Origin of the sequence: Nocardia vermiculata NBRC 100427 (assembly GCF_001613265.1) — a bacterium.
Classification (GTDB): Bacteria; Actinomycetota; Actinomycetes; order Mycobacteriales; family Mycobacteriaceae; genus Nocardia; species Nocardia vermiculata.
In genome coordinates, this window is record NZ_BDCA01000019.1 from 43,979 (window position 1) to 61,764 (window position 17,786).

At 66.7% G+C, this 17,786-nt stretch carries 15 protein-coding genes; 10 read left to right on the forward strand and 5 right to left on the reverse strand.

Features of this window, described 5'->3' with window-relative positions:
* Window positions 1-18: 18 nt before the first annotated feature.
* On the reverse strand, window positions 19-1,272 hold the full coding sequence (locus tag NV2_RS19775) for a L,D-transpeptidase (protein ID WP_067876405.1): 1,254 nt from the start codon (window positions 1,270-1,272) through the stop codon (window positions 19-21).
* Window positions 1,273-1,620: 348 nt separating this feature from the next.
* Between NV2_RS19775 and NV2_RS19780 the strand changes: the two genes are divergently transcribed.
* Genes NV2_RS19780 through thpD form a run of 6 tightly spaced genes read left to right on the forward strand, consistent with a single transcriptional unit; the run spans window position 1,621 to window position 6,553 of the window.
* On the forward strand, window positions 1,621-2,331 hold the full coding sequence (locus tag NV2_RS19780) for a response regulator transcription factor (protein WP_067876408.1): 711 nt from the start codon (window positions 1,621-1,623) through the stop codon (window positions 2,329-2,331).
* Window positions 2,318-3,355 (forward strand): HAMP domain-containing sensor histidine kinase, encoded by a 1,038-nt coding sequence (locus NV2_RS19785; RefSeq protein WP_084475118.1) that lies wholly within the window; start codon window positions 2,318-2,320, stop codon window positions 3,353-3,355. Before NV2_RS19780 ends, NV2_RS19785 begins: the two co-directional genes overlap by 14 nt.
* Before the next feature lie 49 nt (window positions 3,356-3,404).
* Window positions 3,405-3,956: a diaminobutyrate acetyltransferase gene (ectA, locus tag NV2_RS19790; protein ID WP_084475120.1), complete on the forward strand. Its 552-nt coding sequence runs from the start codon at window positions 3,405-3,407 to the stop codon at window positions 3,954-3,956.
* 30 nt (window positions 3,957-3,986) lie between these two features.
* A complete protein-coding gene (gene ectB, locus NV2_RS19795) occupies window positions 3,987-5,249 on the forward strand; it encodes a diaminobutyrate--2-oxoglutarate transaminase (protein ID WP_067876417.1) in 1,263 nt (420 codons plus the stop codon).
* A gap of 2 nt (window positions 5,250-5,251) precedes the next feature.
* A complete protein-coding gene (locus NV2_RS19800) occupies window positions 5,252-5,644 on the forward strand; it encodes an ectoine synthase (RefSeq protein WP_067876419.1) in 393 nt (130 codons plus the stop codon).
* 27 nt (window positions 5,645-5,671) lie between these two features.
* Window positions 5,672-6,553 (forward strand): ectoine hydroxylase, encoded by an 882-nt coding sequence (gene thpD, locus NV2_RS19805; protein WP_067876422.1) that lies wholly within the window; start codon window positions 5,672-5,674, stop codon window positions 6,551-6,553.
* Between the two features lie 166 nt (window positions 6,554-6,719).
* On the opposite strand, the gene NV2_RS19810 is transcribed toward thpD, so the two are convergent.
* A complete protein-coding gene (locus NV2_RS19810; RefSeq protein ID WP_067876425.1) occupies window positions 6,720-7,856 on the reverse strand; it encodes an acyl-CoA dehydrogenase family protein in 1,137 nt (378 codons plus the stop codon).
* Between the two features lie 3 nt (window positions 7,857-7,859).
* Window positions 7,860-9,092, reverse strand: a complete 1,233-nt coding sequence (locus tag NV2_RS19815; RefSeq protein WP_067876427.1) for an acyl-CoA dehydrogenase family protein — start codon at window positions 9,090-9,092, stop codon at window positions 7,860-7,862.
* A 184-nt stretch (window positions 9,093-9,276) separates the two neighbouring features.
* Here NV2_RS19815 and NV2_RS19820 point away from each other — a divergent pair, with 184 nt between their 5' ends.
* Together NV2_RS19820 and smc are read left to right on the forward strand one after the other, a co-directional pair.
* Complete coding sequence (locus tag NV2_RS19820; RefSeq protein ID WP_157102984.1) at window positions 9,277-9,717, forward strand: hypothetical protein; 441 nt, start codon at window positions 9,277-9,279, stop codon at window positions 9,715-9,717.
* Window positions 9,718-9,808: 91 nt separating this feature from the next.
* Window positions 9,809-13,414, forward strand: a complete 3,606-nt coding sequence (gene smc / locus NV2_RS19825) for a chromosome segregation protein SMC (protein WP_067876433.1) — start codon at window positions 9,809-9,811, stop codon at window positions 13,412-13,414.
* 141 nt (window positions 13,415-13,555) lie between these two features.
* Here smc and NV2_RS19830 read toward each other — a convergent pair whose 3' ends face one another.
* Window positions 13,556-13,795, reverse strand: coding sequence for a hypothetical protein (locus NV2_RS19830; RefSeq protein ID WP_067876436.1), 240 nt, complete (start codon window positions 13,793-13,795; stop codon window positions 13,556-13,558).
* A 78-nt stretch (window positions 13,796-13,873) separates the two neighbouring features.
* The gene (locus tag NV2_RS19835) at window positions 13,874-14,263 is read right to left on the reverse strand and encodes a DUF2237 family protein (RefSeq protein ID WP_067876439.1); all 390 of its coding nucleotides are present in this window, start codon (window positions 14,261-14,263) and stop codon (window positions 13,874-13,876) included.
* Between the two features lie 213 nt (window positions 14,264-14,476).
* Here NV2_RS19835 and ftsY point away from each other — a divergent pair, with 213 nt between their 5' ends.
* Both ftsY and NV2_RS19845 read left to right on the forward strand, forming a co-directional pair.
* Window positions 14,477-16,165, forward strand: coding sequence for a signal recognition particle-docking protein FtsY (gene ftsY / locus NV2_RS19840; RefSeq protein ID WP_067876442.1), 1,689 nt, complete (start codon window positions 14,477-14,479; stop codon window positions 16,163-16,165).
* Window positions 16,166-16,435: 270 nt separating this feature from the next.
* On the forward strand, window positions 16,436-17,782 hold the full coding sequence (locus NV2_RS19845; RefSeq protein WP_157102989.1) for an ammonium transporter: 1,347 nt from the start codon (window positions 16,436-16,438) through the stop codon (window positions 17,780-17,782).
* Window positions 17,783-17,786 lie beyond the last annotated feature (4 nt).

Below are 17,786 nucleotides of genomic sequence, written 5' to 3' on the forward strand. Positions count from 1 at the left end.
CCGGGTGTGTTCGATCTCTCAGCGGGGCGCGTCCGGTGGTGCGTCGTGCAACGCGCTGCCGGCCTTCCACTCGTTCCACGGCACGATCCAGTCGCCGTTGTTCCAGGACGGCAGTGGTGGGCCGCTGGTGTTGCGCACCTCCACCACATCACCCGGCATCGAGAAGTTGTAGAACCAACTGGCGTTGTCCAGATTGAGGTTCAGGCAGCCGTGCGAGGTGTCGGTATTGCCCTGCGCCCAGACGGTGGAGTCCAGCTGATGCAGGTAGATGCCGTCACCGCTGATCTGCGTAGCCCAGCCGATCTCCTCCTTGTAGCCCAGCCGGGAGTTCACCGGCAGGCCGTAGGACGAGGAGTCCATGATGACCGGATTGCCCTTGCCCATCACCGTGTAGATGCCGGTGGGAGTGTTGAAGTAGATCGTCTTGTTGCCGACCTGCTCACTGCCTCCGCGGCCCATCGAGGTGGGCATGGTCCGGATCAGCTTGCCGTTCTCGAAGACCTGCACCTCATGGGTGTTGTCATCGGCGATGGAGACGTGCGAGTCGCCGATGACGAAGTTGGTCTTGGCGTCTTCCTGACCGTAGAGACCGGGCGCGAGCTGAGCACCGAAGATGTTGGCCGCAACCGACACCTTGGTGCCGGGAGCCCAGTATTTCTCCGGGCGCCAGTGCGCATTCTGGTCGTCGAGCCAGTACCAGGACCCCTCGACGTGGGGCTCGGAGGTGACCGACAAGCGCCTCTCGGCCTCGGCGCGATCGGCCACGGCCTCGTCGAAGTGGGCGACGATCACGGTGCCGACACCGTAGGTGCCGCCCTCCTCGAGCCACTGCCCCGCGGTGGTGGTCAGGTAGGCCTTGACCTGGTTACTGGGGGTGAGCGTGCTGAAAGTCGAGGTCACCGGGCCACTGGGGCCGGTGATGGTCACGCCTTGCGCGGTCATCGTGTAGGTGTGACCGTAGCCGAGGGGGACCTTCGGCTTCCACGCGGTCCGGTCCGGGTTGAGGGTGCCCTCGACCTGTTTGCCGTCCTCGTTGGTGACGGTCACATCCGTCAGGACGCCGTCGGCCGCGTTCACCTCGATCGTGCCGAGTGGATCGACGTCGGCACTACCCGTCGCCGGGATCATCGCGATGGCCGGTGCGACCGGTCCCGCGGTTTCCATCGTGCGTCCCGGAGCCGGGTCCGGGTCGGACGAGCACGCAGCCATCAGCAACGTCACCAGGGTGATGATTCCCAGCGCGGCACTGAGTCGGCAGCGGCGAGTGGACATGGTGTCTCCTGCGTTAGCCGTGCGCCCGGGCAACCCTCGCAGCGCACCAATCGCCTTACTGTCTTTCCGGCTAGCTTACGGGGCTTTTCCGGGTGCTTGCCATTCGGTGGTGTTGCCCCATGTTTACGCATCGCCGCTGCGGGTACTCCGACTACTGTTGTGTGCCCGAAGATGCTCGAGAGCTTCGGGGCGGTGCGTCCGGCGTCGAACCGGCCCCCGTCGGTGGCGGTAGAGGGATGAGGACATGAAACAGCGGCGCGAGAGGCAAGGCTGCGCGGGCACTCGCACGCGTGACGGACAGGTCGGCGAACCACGATCCGGAGAGGCGTTGCTGGACAAGGTGTAGTTATGAGCGCGAATTTGATGATCGTAGAAGACGACGACCGGGTCCGCAGTGCGCTGCGGCTTGCCATGGAGGACGAGGGCTACGACGTCGCCGAGGCCGAGGAGGCCGAGGATGCGCTCGAACATCTGCGTGACAACGGTGCACCGGATGTGATGATTGTGGATCTGATGCTGGGTGAGATGGACGGGTTCACCTGTATCCGGGAGATCCGCCGCGATCACGATGTGCCCATCATCGTGGTCAGTGCACGTGACGACACTCACGATGTGGTTGCCGCGCTGGAGGCCGGCGCCGACGATTTCGTCACCAAGCCGTTCGAGATCAAGGAGATCACCGCCCGGATGCGGGCTCTGCGCCGTCGCGCGCAGCAGACCGCCGAGCCACCGGCGCCGCAGGAGGTGGTCCTGGATGCCTGGCCCGAGGCGCCGTTGGTGTTGTCTCCCGACAGCGGCACGGTTCGTCGCGGTGACGAGGAACTCCATCTCACGCTGACCGAATTCCGTCTGCTGTGTGAGCTGGCCGAAACACCCGGGCGGGTGTTGTCGCGCAGCGTGCTGCTCGAAAGAGTCTGGGACCGGGGCTTCTTCGGTGACGAGCGGATCGTCGATGTCCACGTCCGCCGGTTGCGGACCAAGATCGAACGCGATTCGTCCGAGCCGGCGATCGTGGTAACCGTGCGCGGCCTCGGCTACCGCCTCGATGTCCAGCGCTAGATTTCCGCGCCTGCCCCGGCGTCAGTTCCTGCGCGGGCGGGTGGTCGTCGCCTTCACGGTGACGGGGCTGGTGTCGGCGTTGCTGGCGGTGCTGATCGCGACGGTCGGTGGCGGAGTGTGGCGTATCGCACTGGCGTGCGGGCTCGGAGGCACCGTGATCGGGGCCCTGTTCGGACTGTGGTTGTCACACCGTTTGCTGGAGCCGTTGCGCCAGGTCACCGGTACCGCGGCCAAGATCGCCTCGGGTGAACTGGGGTCGCGGTTGCCCGATACCGACGATCCCGATCTGGCTCCGACCGTCGATGCCTTCAACACCATGGTGGACTCACTGCAGTACCGTATCGATCGTGAGCGTCGTCTGGTCGGGGACGTCAGTCACGAACTCCGTACCCCGCTGACCACCCTGACCACCAGTGTCGGGGTGATGGCCCGATACGAGGACCAGCTACCCGAACGTGCCCGGCGCGCGCTCGACCTGGTGCGCGCCGAAATCGATCATCTCCGCAGATTGCTCGACGATCTGCTGGCCCTGGCACGTGCCGAAGCACGCATGCACGGGGCCGACGCCGAACCACTCTCGCTGGCAGAATTGCTCAAGCACACCCTTGCAGAAATGCATTATTCACCGGAGTTGCTGACGATCACCGAGGACGGGATCGTGACGGGGCGAAAACTGGAACTCGAACGAGCCGTCGTGAATTTGCTCGAAAATGGGCAACGGCACGGTGGTGGTGTGGTTGCGGTCGACGTCGCCCGCGATGGTGACGAAATGGTGGTTACCGTCGACGACGCAGGTCCGGGAGTTTCTCCGCAGGATCGGCAGCGAATCTTCGAAAGATTCGTTACGGTGCGACGAGGGAAACGTTCGGGTACGGGAATCGGATTGGCATTGGTGGCCGAAACCATCGCGGCGCACGGCGGGCGTGTGAAATGTGACACCAGCCCCGGGGGAGGTGCAAGATTTTCTGTGTGGTTGCCCACGGTGACTAAATTCACCGAACATGCATCTGTAACACGATCGTAAAGTAGTCGCACGATAAGCCTCAACGTTGACGGGGAACTCTTGATAGGTGATGCAGAACCGAACGGGGAGTAAGCCTTTCAGTTCTCCCGAGCCCGGCGAGTCCGACGGTCGGCAGAACCCCTCGAGTGCAGTGGTGATTCGTTCGCCACGGATCGAGGACGGAGCGCGGATCTGGCGAATCGCGGTCGATTCCCAGGTGCTCGACGCCAACACCAGTTACTCGTACCTGCTGTGGTGTCGTGACTTCGCCGCGTCGTCGGTCGTTGCCGAAATCGACTCGGAAGTAGCAGGTTTCGTCACCGGCTATCTGCGCCCGGATGCGCCGGCAACACTGTTCGTCTGGCAGGTCGCAGTGGACCACGCATTCCGCGGACGCGGTGTGGGTGTGAAGATGCTCGACAAGCTGGTCGAAAAAGTCGCCGGGCAAAATGTTTCTATACTGGAGACGACAGTTTCACCGGACAACGAAGCCTCGATCGCGATGTTCTCGTCGCTGGCGCGGCGCCGTGGAGCGGAAATGATCCGCGAAACGCTGTTCGAACCGAAAGATTTTCCGGATGGGCACGAATCAGAGGACCTGTACCGGATAACGCCGTTGTAAAGCGACGTAAAATGATAGGAAGGATCATCGATGACCACCGCTGAGATGACCATTTTCGAATCGCTCGAATCCAATGTGCGCGGTTACTGCCGTTCCTGGCCCGCGCTGTTCGACACCGCCTCCGGCTCCTGGCTGCGTGACGGTAACGGACGTGAATACCTCGACTTTTTTGCGGGCGCAGGTTCGCTCAACTACGGGCATAACAATCCCATTCTCAAAAAAGCACTCATCGATTACATCTCTCGTGACGGAATTACGCACGGACTCGACATGTCGACCGTTGCGAAGCGTGAACTGCTCGAGACGATCAACAATGTGCTGCTCGACCCACGCGGGCTGGACTACAAGGTGCAGTTCCCCGGCCCGACCGGTGCGAACGCCGTAGAAGCCGCGCTGAAACTGGCGCGCAAGATCACCGGCCGACCGGGCATCCTGAACTTCACCAACGCCTTCCACGGCATGACGCTGGGCGCGCTGGCGGTCACCGGCAACGCGACCAAGCGGGCCGGCGCCGGGGTACCGTTGAACCACGTCAACCCGATGCCTTACGACGGATATCTGGAAGGCGGTAACGACCTGGCATGGATGGAGCGCGTCCTCGACGACAATTCGTCCGGCGTGGAGAAGCCCGCGGCGGTGATCGTGGAAACGGTGCAGGGTGAGGGCGGCGTGAACGTCGCTCGTGCCGAGTGGCTGCGTCACCTGTCGGAGGTGTGCGCCGCGCGTGGCATCCTGCTGATCGTCGACGATGTGCAGATGGGATGTGGCCGCACCGGCCCGTTCTTCTCCTTCGAAATCGCGGGGATCACCCCGGATATCGTTACCCTGTCCAAGTCGATCGGTGGCTACGGCATGCCGCTGGCCCTGGTACTGATGAAGCGTGAGCTGGACCAGTGGGCGCCCGGTGAGCACAACGGCACGTTCCGCGGTAACAACCCCGCGTTCGTGACCGCTCGGGTGGCGCTCGAGCATTTCTGGACCGATGATCGCCTCGAGGTCTCGACCGCGGCCAAGGGTGACAAGATCCGACAGTCGTTCGAGAACCTCTCGGAGAAGTTCGACGGCGTGTCCACTCGTGGGCGCGGCCTGGTGCAGGGACTGGTGTTCGACGACTCTTCCGAGGCGAACAAGGTTTCCAGCATCGCCTTCGAGGAAGGCCTGCTGGTGGAGACCTCGGGCGCCGAGGACCAGGTGGTGAAGCTACTGCCGCCGCTGACAATTACCGATGATGAGCTCGCCCACGGTCTGGGCATTCTGGACCGGGCGGTCGCGATGGCCCGAGGAGGCAACTGAGAATGATCGTGCGCACCACTGCAGAGATCACCGGCACCGACCGTGAGGTAGGGGCCCAGGACTGGGTCAGCAAGCGGATCGTCCTCGGTGGCGACGGTGTGGGCTTCTCGTTCCACGAGACCACGATTCAGCCGAACACCACCCACGAGTTCCACTACGCGAATCACATCGAGGCGGTGTGGCTGGTCGAAGGCGAGGGCACGCTGCACGATCTGACCAACGATGTGACCTACGACCTCGCTCCCGGAACGATGTACCTGCTCAACGGGCACGAACGGCACCAGGTCAAGACCCGCACGCTGATGCGGATGCTGTGTGTGTTCAACCCGCCGGTCACCGGCAAAGAGGTACACGACGAGAACGGCGTCTATCCGCTGATCGCGGTAGGCGAATAGGAAGGCAGTTAGGAGGACGACCCCGCGATGACGTTGGCGGACAGTCGTATCGACCGCTACCGGACTCGTACGGCCGTAGCGGTACCGCCGGTGGAACGCACCGATCCCACGGTATGGGGCACGGTTTCGTCGCCGGTACTGGAAAGTTTCGACGCCGATGGTTACACGATCATCGACGAGCTGCTGACCCCGGTGGAGGTGGCCGACTACGCCACCGAGATGAATCGCCTGGCCGCAGATCCCGATCTGCGGCCGGACCAGCGGGTGATCATCGAGAAGACATCGAACCGGGTGCGGTCGATCTTCGAGGTGCACAAGATCAGCAGCGCGGTGGCTGAACTGGTACGTGACGAACGAGTCGCCGGACTCGCGCGTCAGGTACTCGGTTCGGAGGTCTACATCCACCAGAGCCGGGTCAACTACATGCCGGGATTCCAGGGCGCCGGTTTCTACTGGCATTCGGATTTCGAGACCTGGCACGCCGAGGACGGGATGCCGTCACCGCGCGCGGTGAGCTTGTCGATCGCGTTGACCGACAACTACGAGTACAACGGCAGTCTGATGGTGTTGCCCGGATCGCATCGGCGGTATATGCCGTGCCAGGGTACGACCCCCGACGAGCACTACCGGGAATCGCTGCGGGAGCAGCAGATCGGGGTGCCGGCGCAGGAGGATCTGGCCGAGCTCGCCGACAAGTACGGCATCGCCCAGTTCACCGGTAAGCGTGGCTCGGCACTGCTGTTCGACTCGAACATCATGCACGGGTCGTCCAACAACATCACACCGTTCGCACGCTCGAACATCTTCCTCGTGTTCAACAGCGTGGAGAACACCCTGGTGGAGCCGTACGCGGGAACGCGGCCGCGGCCTACCTACATCGCCTCGCGCGATTTCACTCCGCTGCGCTGACCGCCGCGTCGGCACGGCCGGGTGACCAGGACACGTCGGGACCGCGATACGCGGGCTCGCCCCGACGGTGGCGTGGGTGAGTATTTTATTGTTCCGCGCATCGCCGCCCGGCGCGTTTTCGGCCGGAATCCATTCGGGTTCCGGCCGAAAACATGTCCGGGGGAGGTTATCCGGCGATGCCCTCGGGGCGGGTCAACGCGGCATAGCGGGTGAGGTGCTGGTCTGCGGACCCCCACTCGTACTGCACCGCGGTCAGGCGCTTGAAGAAGTGACCGATCGCCAGCTCCTCGGTCATTCCCATCGCACCGTGCAGCTGCACCGCATGCTGTCCGATGAACGCCGCCGCGCGGGCGACGGTGACCTTCGCCGCTGCCGCGGCACGCGCGCGTTCCCGCGGTTCGGCATCGAGCTTCAACGTCACCAGGTACATCGCGGCGGTGGCCTGTTCCAGTTCCAGGTGCATATCGACCATCCGATGCTGCAGGACCTGGAAGCTGCCGATCGGCACTCCGAACTGCCGGCGCTGTTTGCTGTATTCGACGGTCTCGGTCAGGACCCGTCGCATGGCTCCCACCGATTCGGCGGCGATCGCCGCGATTGCCTCGTCGACCGCCCGATCGAGAGAATCGTCGGCCGCGCCCTCGCCACCCAGCAACGCGGTGGCGGGGAGGCGGACCCCCTCGAGAACCAGATCGGCCGCCCGGCGTTCGTCGATGGTCCGGTAGCTGTGCCGGGTCAGGCCCGCGGCATCGGCCAGCACCACGAACAGCGACAGCCCCGGCTGTTCGGTACGCGCGGTGACCAGGAGATGGGTGGCCAGTGGCGCGCTGGTCACGGTCGTCTTGGTGCCGTCGAGGACCCAGTCGTCACCGTCGCGGCGTGCCGTGGTGGTGATCCGGCGCAGGTCGTACCCGGAACCGGCTTCCAATGCGGCGAACGCGGTGATCACCGAGCCGTCGACGATTCCCCGCAGCAGTTCCTCGGCCGTGTCTCCGCCCGCCCGCCGCAACAGTCCACCACCCAGTACCGCGGTGTCGATGAAGGGCTCCAGCACCAGTGCACCGCCGAGTGCTTCGGCGATGAGCATGGTTTCGATGGGGCCGCCGTCGAAGCCGCCTACGCTCTCGGGCAGGCTCGCCCCCAGGATGCCGACCTCTTCGGCGAGGCCGCGCCAGATCTCGGGCTGGTTCCCGGCGCCGATGCGGGCCGCGTCGCGGCTTTTCTCCAGGTCGTATCGGGCCGCGAGAAATTCGGTGACCGTGTCACGGAGCAGTTGCTGTTCGGCAGTGAATTCGAAGTCCATCTCTCACAGTCCCAGGGTTGCCTTGGCGATGATGTTGCGCTGAATCTCGTTGCTGCCCGCGTAGATAGAGCCGGCACGATCGTTGAAGTACCGCAGTGGTGCCACGGCCTGCCACGGCTCTCCGCTGAGGTACTCGTCGGCCGGTGCGGTGAAGTCGGCGATCGGCCCGCCCGGCATCGCGGCATGCGGCTGATAGGCGCGACCGCGTGGTCCGGCGGCCTCGAGCGCCAGTTCGGTGAGCCGCTGGCTCAGTTCGGTGCCGAGGATCTTGATCGTCGACGCGGCCGGTCCGGGGTCCTTGCCCTGGGAGATCGCGGACATCGTCCGGTATTCCAGGATCTCCAGGACGTCGGCGCGGATGCGGGCGTCGGCGAGCTTGGCCGCGAAAGCCGGCTCGTCGAGCAGGCTGCCGCCGGAGAAGCCCGGCTGTCCGGCGGCGTGTTCGGCCAGCGATTCGGCGAGAACCTGCAGGGCAGGGCCGTACGCGGCGCCGCCACGCTCGAAGTTGAGCAGATGTTTGGCGACCGTCCAACCCTCGTCGATCCGGCCGATGACGTTGGACTTCGCGACCCGTACCTGATCGAAGAAGACCTGGTTCTGGACCTGCTCGCCCGAGGTCATGACCAGCGGCCGGATCTCGATGCCGGGGGTGTCCATCGGGATCAGGACGAAGGTGATGCCCTGCTGCTTGCGATCCAGCTTCGAGGTGCGGACCAGGGCGAAGATCCAGTTGGCCTCGGTGGCATGGGTGGTCCAGATCTTCGATCCGGTGCAGACCAGATCGTCGCCGTCGGACACCGCGGCCATGGTCAGCGAGGCCAGATCGGAACCGGCCTCGGGCTCGGAATAGCCCTGGCAGAAGAAGACCTCGCCGGTGAGGATGCGCGGCAGGAAGTAGTCCTGCTGCTCGGCAGTGCCGAAGGCGATGATCGCGTGCGCGACCATCCGGATGCCCATCGGGGACAGCGCGGGGGCGCCGGCGAGAGTGGATTCACGATCGAAGATGTAGTGCTGCGTCATGCTCCAGTCACAGCCGCCGTGGGCGACCGGCCAGGCCGGTGCGGCCCATCCGCGGGCGTGCAGGATGTGCTGCCACTGCATGCTGGCCTCGTGATCCGGGTACACGCTCGTGGCGAGCTGACCGGCGCGACGTAGTTCCGGGGTCAGATTCTCGTCCAGGAAGCGCCGCACCTCGTCGCGAAACGCCAGATCGGTAGGCGACCAGTCCAGATTCACGAAGAACTCCTTGTGCGATAAACGGGCTTCTACCTTCTCATTCAGTCCTACCAGAGCGCAAATGGTCGTTAACTTAATGGGGTGTCCGATCGGTTGCCCGACATTCGCGTGCCGGGCGCGGCGCGGCCGAAAAGCGCGGCGCGACTTGCGATCCTGCACCGAGTGTGAGGAAAGATGGGGTCCCATGTACGCATCTCGAGCACTTCGTCTCCTCGTGCGCGCCGTCCCGGCCGTGCTGGTCGCACTCGTTGCGGCCGCCACCTTCGCGGTCGCCGGAGGTGTCGCCTCGGCGGGCCCGACGCCCCAGCTGCCCTCTCTCGACAGCGGCGGTGTCACCCGGCTGGCCATCGCGCCCGGGCAGAACTCGACCGGCGGCAACGGCACTGTGGTCGACAACAAGGTCGCCGGCTACTCCATCCCCTCGGTCAACGGACAGAAGCTGATCTTCGACGTCACCTCGAACAACGGTGCCGCCCGCGTGAACGTGGCGCCGCTGGTCGGGCCGATGGCCGCCACCGAGGCCGAACACGCCGAGATCGTCGGCAACGGCTTCGACTACCAGATCACCGTCTACTCGGTCGACGGATCCGCCAGCGACTTCACGCTGAACGTCACCGTTGCCTGATTTCCTCGCCTCGACCGGTCGGACGCCGGGTGAACACACCTCGCCCGGCGTCCGACCGGCTACCCGCTCCGACCGGGTAGCCTGACCGACTGTGCACCTGAAGAGTCTGACGCTGAAGGGGTTCAAATCCTTCGCGTCCGCGACGACGCTGCGCCTCGAGCCCGGCATCACCTGCGTGGTGGGTCCGAACGGCTCCGGCAAATCGAACGTCGTCGACGCCCTGACCTGGGTGATGGGGGAGCAGGGCGCCAAGGCGCTGCGCGGCGGCAAGATGCAGGACGTCATCTTCGCCGGGACCGCCGGGAGGGCACCGCTGGGGCGCGCCGAGGTCACCCTGACCATCGACAATTCCGACGGTGCGCTGCCCATCGACTACTCCGAGGTCTCCATCACCCGCCGCATGTTTCGCGACGGCGCCGGCGAGTACGAGATCAACGGCAACACCTGCCGGTTGATGGATGTACAGGAGCTGCTGTCGGACTCCGGCATCGGCCGGGAAATGCACGTCATCGTCGGCCAGGGGCAGCTGTCGGCGATCCTGGAATCGCGGCCCGAGGACCGCCGCGCCTTCATCGAAGAGGCCGCCGGTGTGCTCAAGCACCGCAAACGTAAAGAGAAGGCCGTCCGCAAGCTGGACGCCATGCAGGCCAATCTGGCGCGCCTGACCGACCTCACCACCGAATTGCGGCGCCAGCTCAAACCGCTGGGGCGCCAGGCCGAGGTGGCGCGTCGCGCGGCCACCGTACAGGCCGATCTGCGTGATGCGCGCCTGCGCTTGGCCGCCGACGATCTGGTCGCACGGCGCCGCGAACTCGAATCACAGCAGAGCAAGGAAGCCTTCGCGCGCGAACAGCAGATCACCGTGCAGGCCGAACTCGATGCCGCCAACGCGGCGCTGGCACAGCAGGAATTCCAGCTGTCGCGCCTCACCCCCGGCGCCGAGGCCGCCGCGCAGACCTGGTTCCAGCTGTCGGCGCTGGTCGAGCGGGTCAATGCCACCATCCGCATCGCGCGTGACCGGGCTCGCAACCTCACCATCGAGCAACCCACCGGCAGTGGCCGCGATCCCGAACAGCTCGAGGCCGAGGCCGATCGGGTGCAGGCCGAGGAAGCCGAACTGCTCGAAGCGGTCGAGGTGGCCACCGAGACCCTCGAGACCGCACGCGATCAGCTCTACGACCGGGAGCAGGCCGCCAAGGCCGCCGAGCAGGCCCATCTGGCCGCGGTGCGCGCGATCGCGGACCGGCGCGAGGGGCTGGCACGCTTGGCCGGGCAGGTCGACAATCTGCGCCACCGGGCCCAGTCCGCCGAGGGCGATATCGCGCGGTTGTCGGAGGCCTTGGCCACCGCCCGGGAGCGCGGCGACACCGCCGAGGCCGAATTCGAATCGGTCCAGGCAGAGCTGAGTGAGCTGGACGCCGGTGAGGAAGGACTCGACGCCGCCTACGAGCACGCCGCCCAGGCCCTGGAGTTGGCCGATGCGCGGGTCGACGAATTGCGCGAACGTGATCGCGAGGCCGGTAAGAAGGTCGCCTCGCTGACCGCTCGCATCGAGGCACTCACCATGGGCCTGGCCCGTAAGGACGGCGGCGCCTGGCTGCTGGACAACCGTGCCGACGGGTTGCGCGGGCGTTTGTCGGGAATTCTGCGGGTGCACAGCGGATTCGAGGCGGCCGTCGCCGCGGCCCTCGGGCCCCTCGCCGACGCCATCACCGCCGAGGCGCACAGCACCGCGCAGGAGGCGGTCCGGGCGCTCAAGGAGGCCGACGGTGGGCGTGCCGCCGTGGTCTACGGCGATGCCCCCCGTGCCGGTGGCGATATCGGTGAGCTGCCGGCCGGTGCACGCCGCCTCGTCGACGTCGTCGAGTGCCCGGATCACCTGCTGGGAGCGGTCGCGGCGTTGACAGCCGGCACCGTCGTCGCCGACGATCTGGCGGGCGCCGCCGAAATACTGTCCGACAGGCCGGAATTGCGGGTGGTGACCCGTGACGGCGATCTCAGTGGTTCCGGCTGGTTGCTGGGCGGCTCCGATCGGGCCCCCAGCCAGATCGAGGTGCAGGCCGATATCGACGCCGCCGCAGCCGAACTCGAGTCGTGGCAACGGCACGCCGAAGAATTCGAGGCCGCGCTGTCCGGCGCCCTGGCCGAGCAGAACGACCGTAAACAGGCCGTCGACCAGGCGTTGCTGGCACTGCACGAATCCGATCAGGCGCTGGTCGCGATCTACGACCGGCTGGGCCGGCTCGGTGCCGCCGCGCGGGGCGCGCACCGCGACTACGAGCGGGCCCAGACCCAACGCGCCGAGGCCGAGACCGCACGCGACGAGAACCTGTCGGCACTGGCCGAACTCGAGGCCCGGCTGCGGCACGCCGAATCCGAATCCGATGCGGACCCCGATGCCGACGCCGGAACCGACACCGCCGCACAGGAACGCGAGCAGGCCGCCGCGGCGCTGGCCGAGGCCCGGGCCATGGAGGTCGAGGCCAGGCTGTCGGTGCGTACCGCCGAGGAGCGCGCGGAATCGGTGCGGGGCAAGGCGGATTCGCTGCGCCGGGCCGCACGCGCCGAACGCGAGAACCGCGCCCGCGCCGAACGAGCCCAGGCCGCCCGCCGCCGGGCCGCCGAAGTGGCGGCGGTGGTCGCCGGCTCCGCCGAGCGGATCGCCGCCGAACTCGAGACGGTCGTGGCCGAGGCGGGTGCGCGCCGCGACGAACTGGTGCGGCGGCGCACCGAATGCGCTGCTCAGGTCGACCAGACCAAGGAACGATCGCGTGCCCTGACCACCCAGCTGGCCCAGCTCACCGACGCTGTTCATCGCGACGAGGTGGCACGGGCGCAGTCGGCACTGCGGATCGAGCAGCTCGAAACCACGATCGCCGACCAGTTCGGCATCGCGCTCGACGAACTCGTCGCCGAATACGGCCCGCACGTCCCGATGCCACCGACCGCGCTCGAGATGCACGAGTACGAGCAGGCGCGCGAGCGCGGCGATCAGGTCAGTCCGCCGCAGCCGATGCCTTACGACCGCGCCACCCAGGAACGGCGCGTCAAGCGGGGCGAGAAGGATCTGACCACCCTCGGCAAGGTGAACCCACTCGCGCTCGAGGAGTTCGCGGCGCTGGAGGAGCGCTACAACTTCCTGTCCACCCAGCTCGAGGACGTCAAGAAGGCACGCCAGGATCTGCTGGACGTGGTGTCCGAGGTCGACGCGCGCATCCTGCAGGTGTTCACCGAGGCCTACGAGGATGTCGAGCGTGAATTCGTGCAGGTCTTCGGCCGACTGTTTCCCGGCGGCGAGGGCCGGCTGTTGCTGACCGATCCCGCCGATATGCTCACCACCGGTATCGAGGTGGAGGCCCGCCCGCCCGGGAAGAAGGTCAAGCGGTTGTCGCTGCTGTCGGGTGGGGAGAAGTCACTCGCGGCCGTCGCGTTCCTGGTATCGATCTTCCGCGCCCGCCCCTCGCCCTTCTATGTCATGGACGAGGTCGAAGCCGCGCTGGACGACACCAACCTGCGCCGCCTCATCGGCCTGTTCGAGCAGTTGCGCGAGAAGTCGCAGCTGATCGTGATCACGCACCAGAAGCCGACCATGGAGATCGCGGACGCGCTCTACGGTGTCAGTATGCGTGGGGACGGCATCACGCAGGTGATCTCGCAGCGGATGCGCGGCCAGAACCTGGTGGGCGCACAGAACTGACGCGGTCGGACGACGTCGGGAGACGCAGGAACCAGCGGCTCGAGGACGATTCGCTCGCGCGCGTCCCCGCCGTCGCCCGGTGCGGCTCACCGTGTCGGCCGATGTATGCAGGAAGTGCGGTCCGGGAAGCCTCGTGAACTGCTATGGGTGCCGTTCGTGGGGCTCGCCGACATCGGCGTGCTGATGCTGCGCGAGCGTGACCGTCCCGGCGGGCAGGTCGACGACGGGATCATCGCCGGAGAGCCGGTCGTCGACCTTGGCGACGGCGATCCACTCGTTGCGTTCGTGGACGTGTTTGCGAGACGGGCCGAACAGTGCGTCGATCTCCGCGCCGCGCATGCGCCCGTCCGTGGAGCGCCCGCGGCCCCGCCACCATGTCATCTCGTCGAAGGTACCCGCCTCCCGGAGGCCGTGCGGCCGGCCGCGGGCGGAAACCCGCCGACAGCATCGGGGACAGGTTCACAGTAGGTCGCTGACGTCGTCGGGGACGTCGACGGCGTATTTGCGCAGGGTTTCCATCGGGACCACTTCGAGGGCGTTCTCATGGGTGGCCGCCAGCACCACCGGGGCAGCGACACCGTCTTCGTGGGCGTGCAGCCAGCGCACCGCGACCACACACCAGCGGTCGCCGGGCTGCAGTCCGGGAAAGTTGTTCTCCGGCCGGGGCGTGAGCAGATCGTTGCCGATCGATTTCTGGTGTTCCAGAAATTCTTGGGTCGCAACGGTGCAGACGGTGTGGCTACCGAGATCCTCCGGGCCGGTGCTGCAGCAGCCGTCCCGATAGAAGCCGGTGAGGGGATCGGTGCCACACTCCTCCAGCGGTCCCCCGAGCACATTTCGATCGGTCACAGGCCGATCCTATTGTCTCTGTGTCGGATTCGCCGTGCCTTCCGCTGTTGCCGTGCGGACGCCGGTGGCGATGTGCGGCCGGACAGGCACATCGTCCGACGTCGTCGGCGTGTCGGTGTCGGATGAGCCGTTCCGAATACTGGGACGGTCCGAGTGCCGGTCGGGGCCTGCCGCACCGCGGGGGCGTGCTCGTGTTCTGACAGGATGGGGAGCGTGAATGCGCAAGCCTGGATTCTGATCGCCGCGATCGTCGCCGTTCTGCTGGTGGCCTTCGTTGCCGGATTCGTCCTGTACAAGCGCCGTCGCATCAGCATTGCGCCGGAACCGGAGCAACAGGGCGAGCCGCAGCAGCTGACCGATCGGTCGGGTGGGTACACCGCATCCGGTGGCTTCAGCTTCAGCCAGGGCGGTGCCGGAGCGGGGACGCTCGCGCCGCCACAGCCCGAACCGGTGCCGGTCGAACGCACCGACGACGACGGCCAGCCGCATATCGGGGACGATGCCGCGATTCCGCGCGATTCCGCACGCCGCAGCATCACCGATGTGCCGCTGCCGGAACCGGCCACCGATCAGCAGACCGGAGGGGCCACGGCGACGGCGGCCCCGACTGCCGAGCCGGAGACCACCGAGGTACCGGCGGACCGGGTAGTCGAGGCGGAACCGGAGACACCCGCGGGCGCCGAGACGCTCGAGACGGTCCCCGCACCGGTCGAGCCGGCGCCGGCGGACAGTGCGCCCACGCAAGCACCCCCGAGCGCGCCCACGGAAGCACGACCGACGGTCCCCGAGGCCCCGCCCACCGAGGCGGTACCCACCGAAGCTGCGCCGACCGACACCGCCCCGGCGGAAGCCCCGGCCACTCCGGCGGATACCGCCCCGGCGGAGACCGCGCCCGCCGACACCGTGCCGGTGGCCCCGGCACCCGAAACTCCCGCCCCCGCGACTCCGGCCGAGGCCGCCCCGGCAGCGGTGGAGGAGATCGAACCCACCGCAGGCCGGCTCACCCGTCTGCGGGGCCGGCTGTCACGCTCGCAGAACGCCGTCGGCAAGAGTCTGCTGGGCTTGCTCGGCGGTGGCGACCTCGACGAGGACTCCTGGGAGGAGATCGAGGACACCCTGGTCATGGCCGACCTCGGTACCTCGGTCACCATGACCGTGGTCGAGCGGTTGCGCGAGGAACTCGCCGCGCGCAGCGTGCGCACCCCCGACGAGGTGCGCGAAGTCCTGCGCGATGTACTGATCGAGGCCTTGCGCCCGGAACTGGACCGTTCGATTCGCGCGTTGCCGCACGCCGATCATCCGTCGATCCTGCTGGTCGTCGGTGTGAACGGCACCGGCAAGACCACCACCACCGGCAAGCTGGCCCGCGTGCTGGTCGCCGACGGCCGGCGCGTGCTGCTCGGCGCCGCCGACACCTTCCGGGCGGCGGCCGCCGATCAGTTGCAGACCTGGGGCGAGCGAGTGGGCGCCGACACCGTGCGCGGCCGTGAGGGCGCAGACCCGGCCTCGGTGGCCTTCGACGCGGTCACCCACGGCATCGACGAAGGCGTCGACGTTGTACTGGTCGACACCGCCGGCCGGCTGCACACCAAGACCGGCCTGATGGACGAGCTGGGCAAGGTCAAACGTGTGGTGGAGAAGAAGGCCGCGGTCGACGAGGTCCTGCTCGTACTCGACGCCACCGTCGGCCAGAACGGGCTCACCCAGGCGCGGGTGTTCGCCGAGGTGGTCGACATCACCGGCGTGGTGCTGACCAAACTCGACGGCACCGCCAAGGGCGGCATCGTGTTCCAGGTGCAACACGAGCTCGGCGTGCCGGTGAAACTGGTCGGGCTGGGCGAGGGAGCCGACGATCTGGCGCCCTTCGAACCGTCCGCCTTCGTCGACGCGCTGCTGGGCTGACGCCGCAGTCGCAGGAAAATAGCAGGTCACCTCACCTCGAGGCGGTCCGCACAGTGAGACATACAGCACTGTGCGGACCGCGAAACACAGAAGCAACACGCTCGCCGGATCCGTTCACGCCTGCGAAACACCGCGGCGGCACGAACGAAACACCCACTGGCGACCCTTCTGTGCAGGCTCGTTTGCCGCATTTCGGCCGGGCCCGAGACGAGGAGGAACAAGGTGGCGTATCCCTTGGTCGGTGTTCCCGACACCGGCGACACCGCATGGATGCTGGTGAGCGCGGCACTCGTGCTGCTGATGACCCCCGGCCTGGCGTTCTTCTACGGCGGTATGGTCCGCGCGAAGGGCGTGCTCAACATGATCATGATGAGCATCAGCGCCATGGGGGTCGTCGGAGTGCTCTGGGCGCTGTACGGCTTCTCCATGGCATTCGGCGACGACAAGGCCGGGCTGTTCGGCAACCCGGCGCAATTCTTCGGACTGAAGGGCCTGATCGGCGGGAACGGATCCGCGGCGACTGCCGCCGATCCCGCAACGGGTGCGGCCGCGAGTGATGCGGTGACGATCCCGCTGGCCGGCACCATCCCGATGACGGTCTTCGTCGCCTTCCAGATGATGTTCGCCATCCTCACCGTGGCCCTGATCTCGGGTGCGGTCGCCGATCGCATGAAATTCCGTGCCTGGATCGTCTTCTCGATCGTCTGGGTGACGATCGTGTACTTCCCGGTGGCGCACTGGGTCTTCGACTTCGATGTCACCGACGCCGCCGGCACCGTCGTGCACCACGGTGGCTGGATCGCGAACAAGGTGCAGGCCATCGACTTCGCCGGTGGTACCGCGGTCCATATCAACGCCGGTGCCGCGGGCCTGGCGCTGTGCCTGGTACTGGGACGCCGCAAGGGCTGGCCCAAGACGCCGATGCGTCCGCACAATCTGCCGTTCGTGATGCTCGGTGCCGGCCTGCTGTGGTTCGGCTGGTTCGGGTTCAACGCGGGCTCCGCGGTCGGCGCCAACGGTCTGGCCGGTTCGACCTTCCTGATCACCACCTTCGCCACCTGCGCCGCGATGCTGGGCTGGCTCGTGGTGGAGAAGATCCGCGACGGCAAGCCCACCAGCCTGGGTGCTGCCTCCGGCATCGTCGCCGGTCTGGTCGCCATCACACCGGCCTGTTCGTCGGTGAACGTGCTCGGTGGCCTGATCATCGGCGTGGTGGCGGGTGTGCTGTGTGCCCTCGCGGTAGGACTGAAGTTCCGGTTCGGCTTCGACGACTCGCTGGATGTGGTCGGTGTGCATCTCGTCGGCGGCATCGTCGGCACATTGCTGATCGGCGTGTTCCTGGCGCCGGAGTCGGGTGCGGGCGCGGACGGCGCCAAGGGCCTGTTCTACGGCGGCGGCTTCGATCAGCTCGGCAGACAGGCCGTCGGCGCCTTCGTCGTCCTGGCGTTCTCCTTCGTCGTGGCACTGATTCTGGGGCTGATCATCAAGTACACGATCGGTATCCGAGCCTCCGACGAAGAGGAGTTCGCGGGTATGGACGAGTCGGAGCATGCCGAATCGGCATACGATTTCGCTGCTGTGGGTGGCACGGCACGTACCGCCGTCAAGGAGGCATGACGTA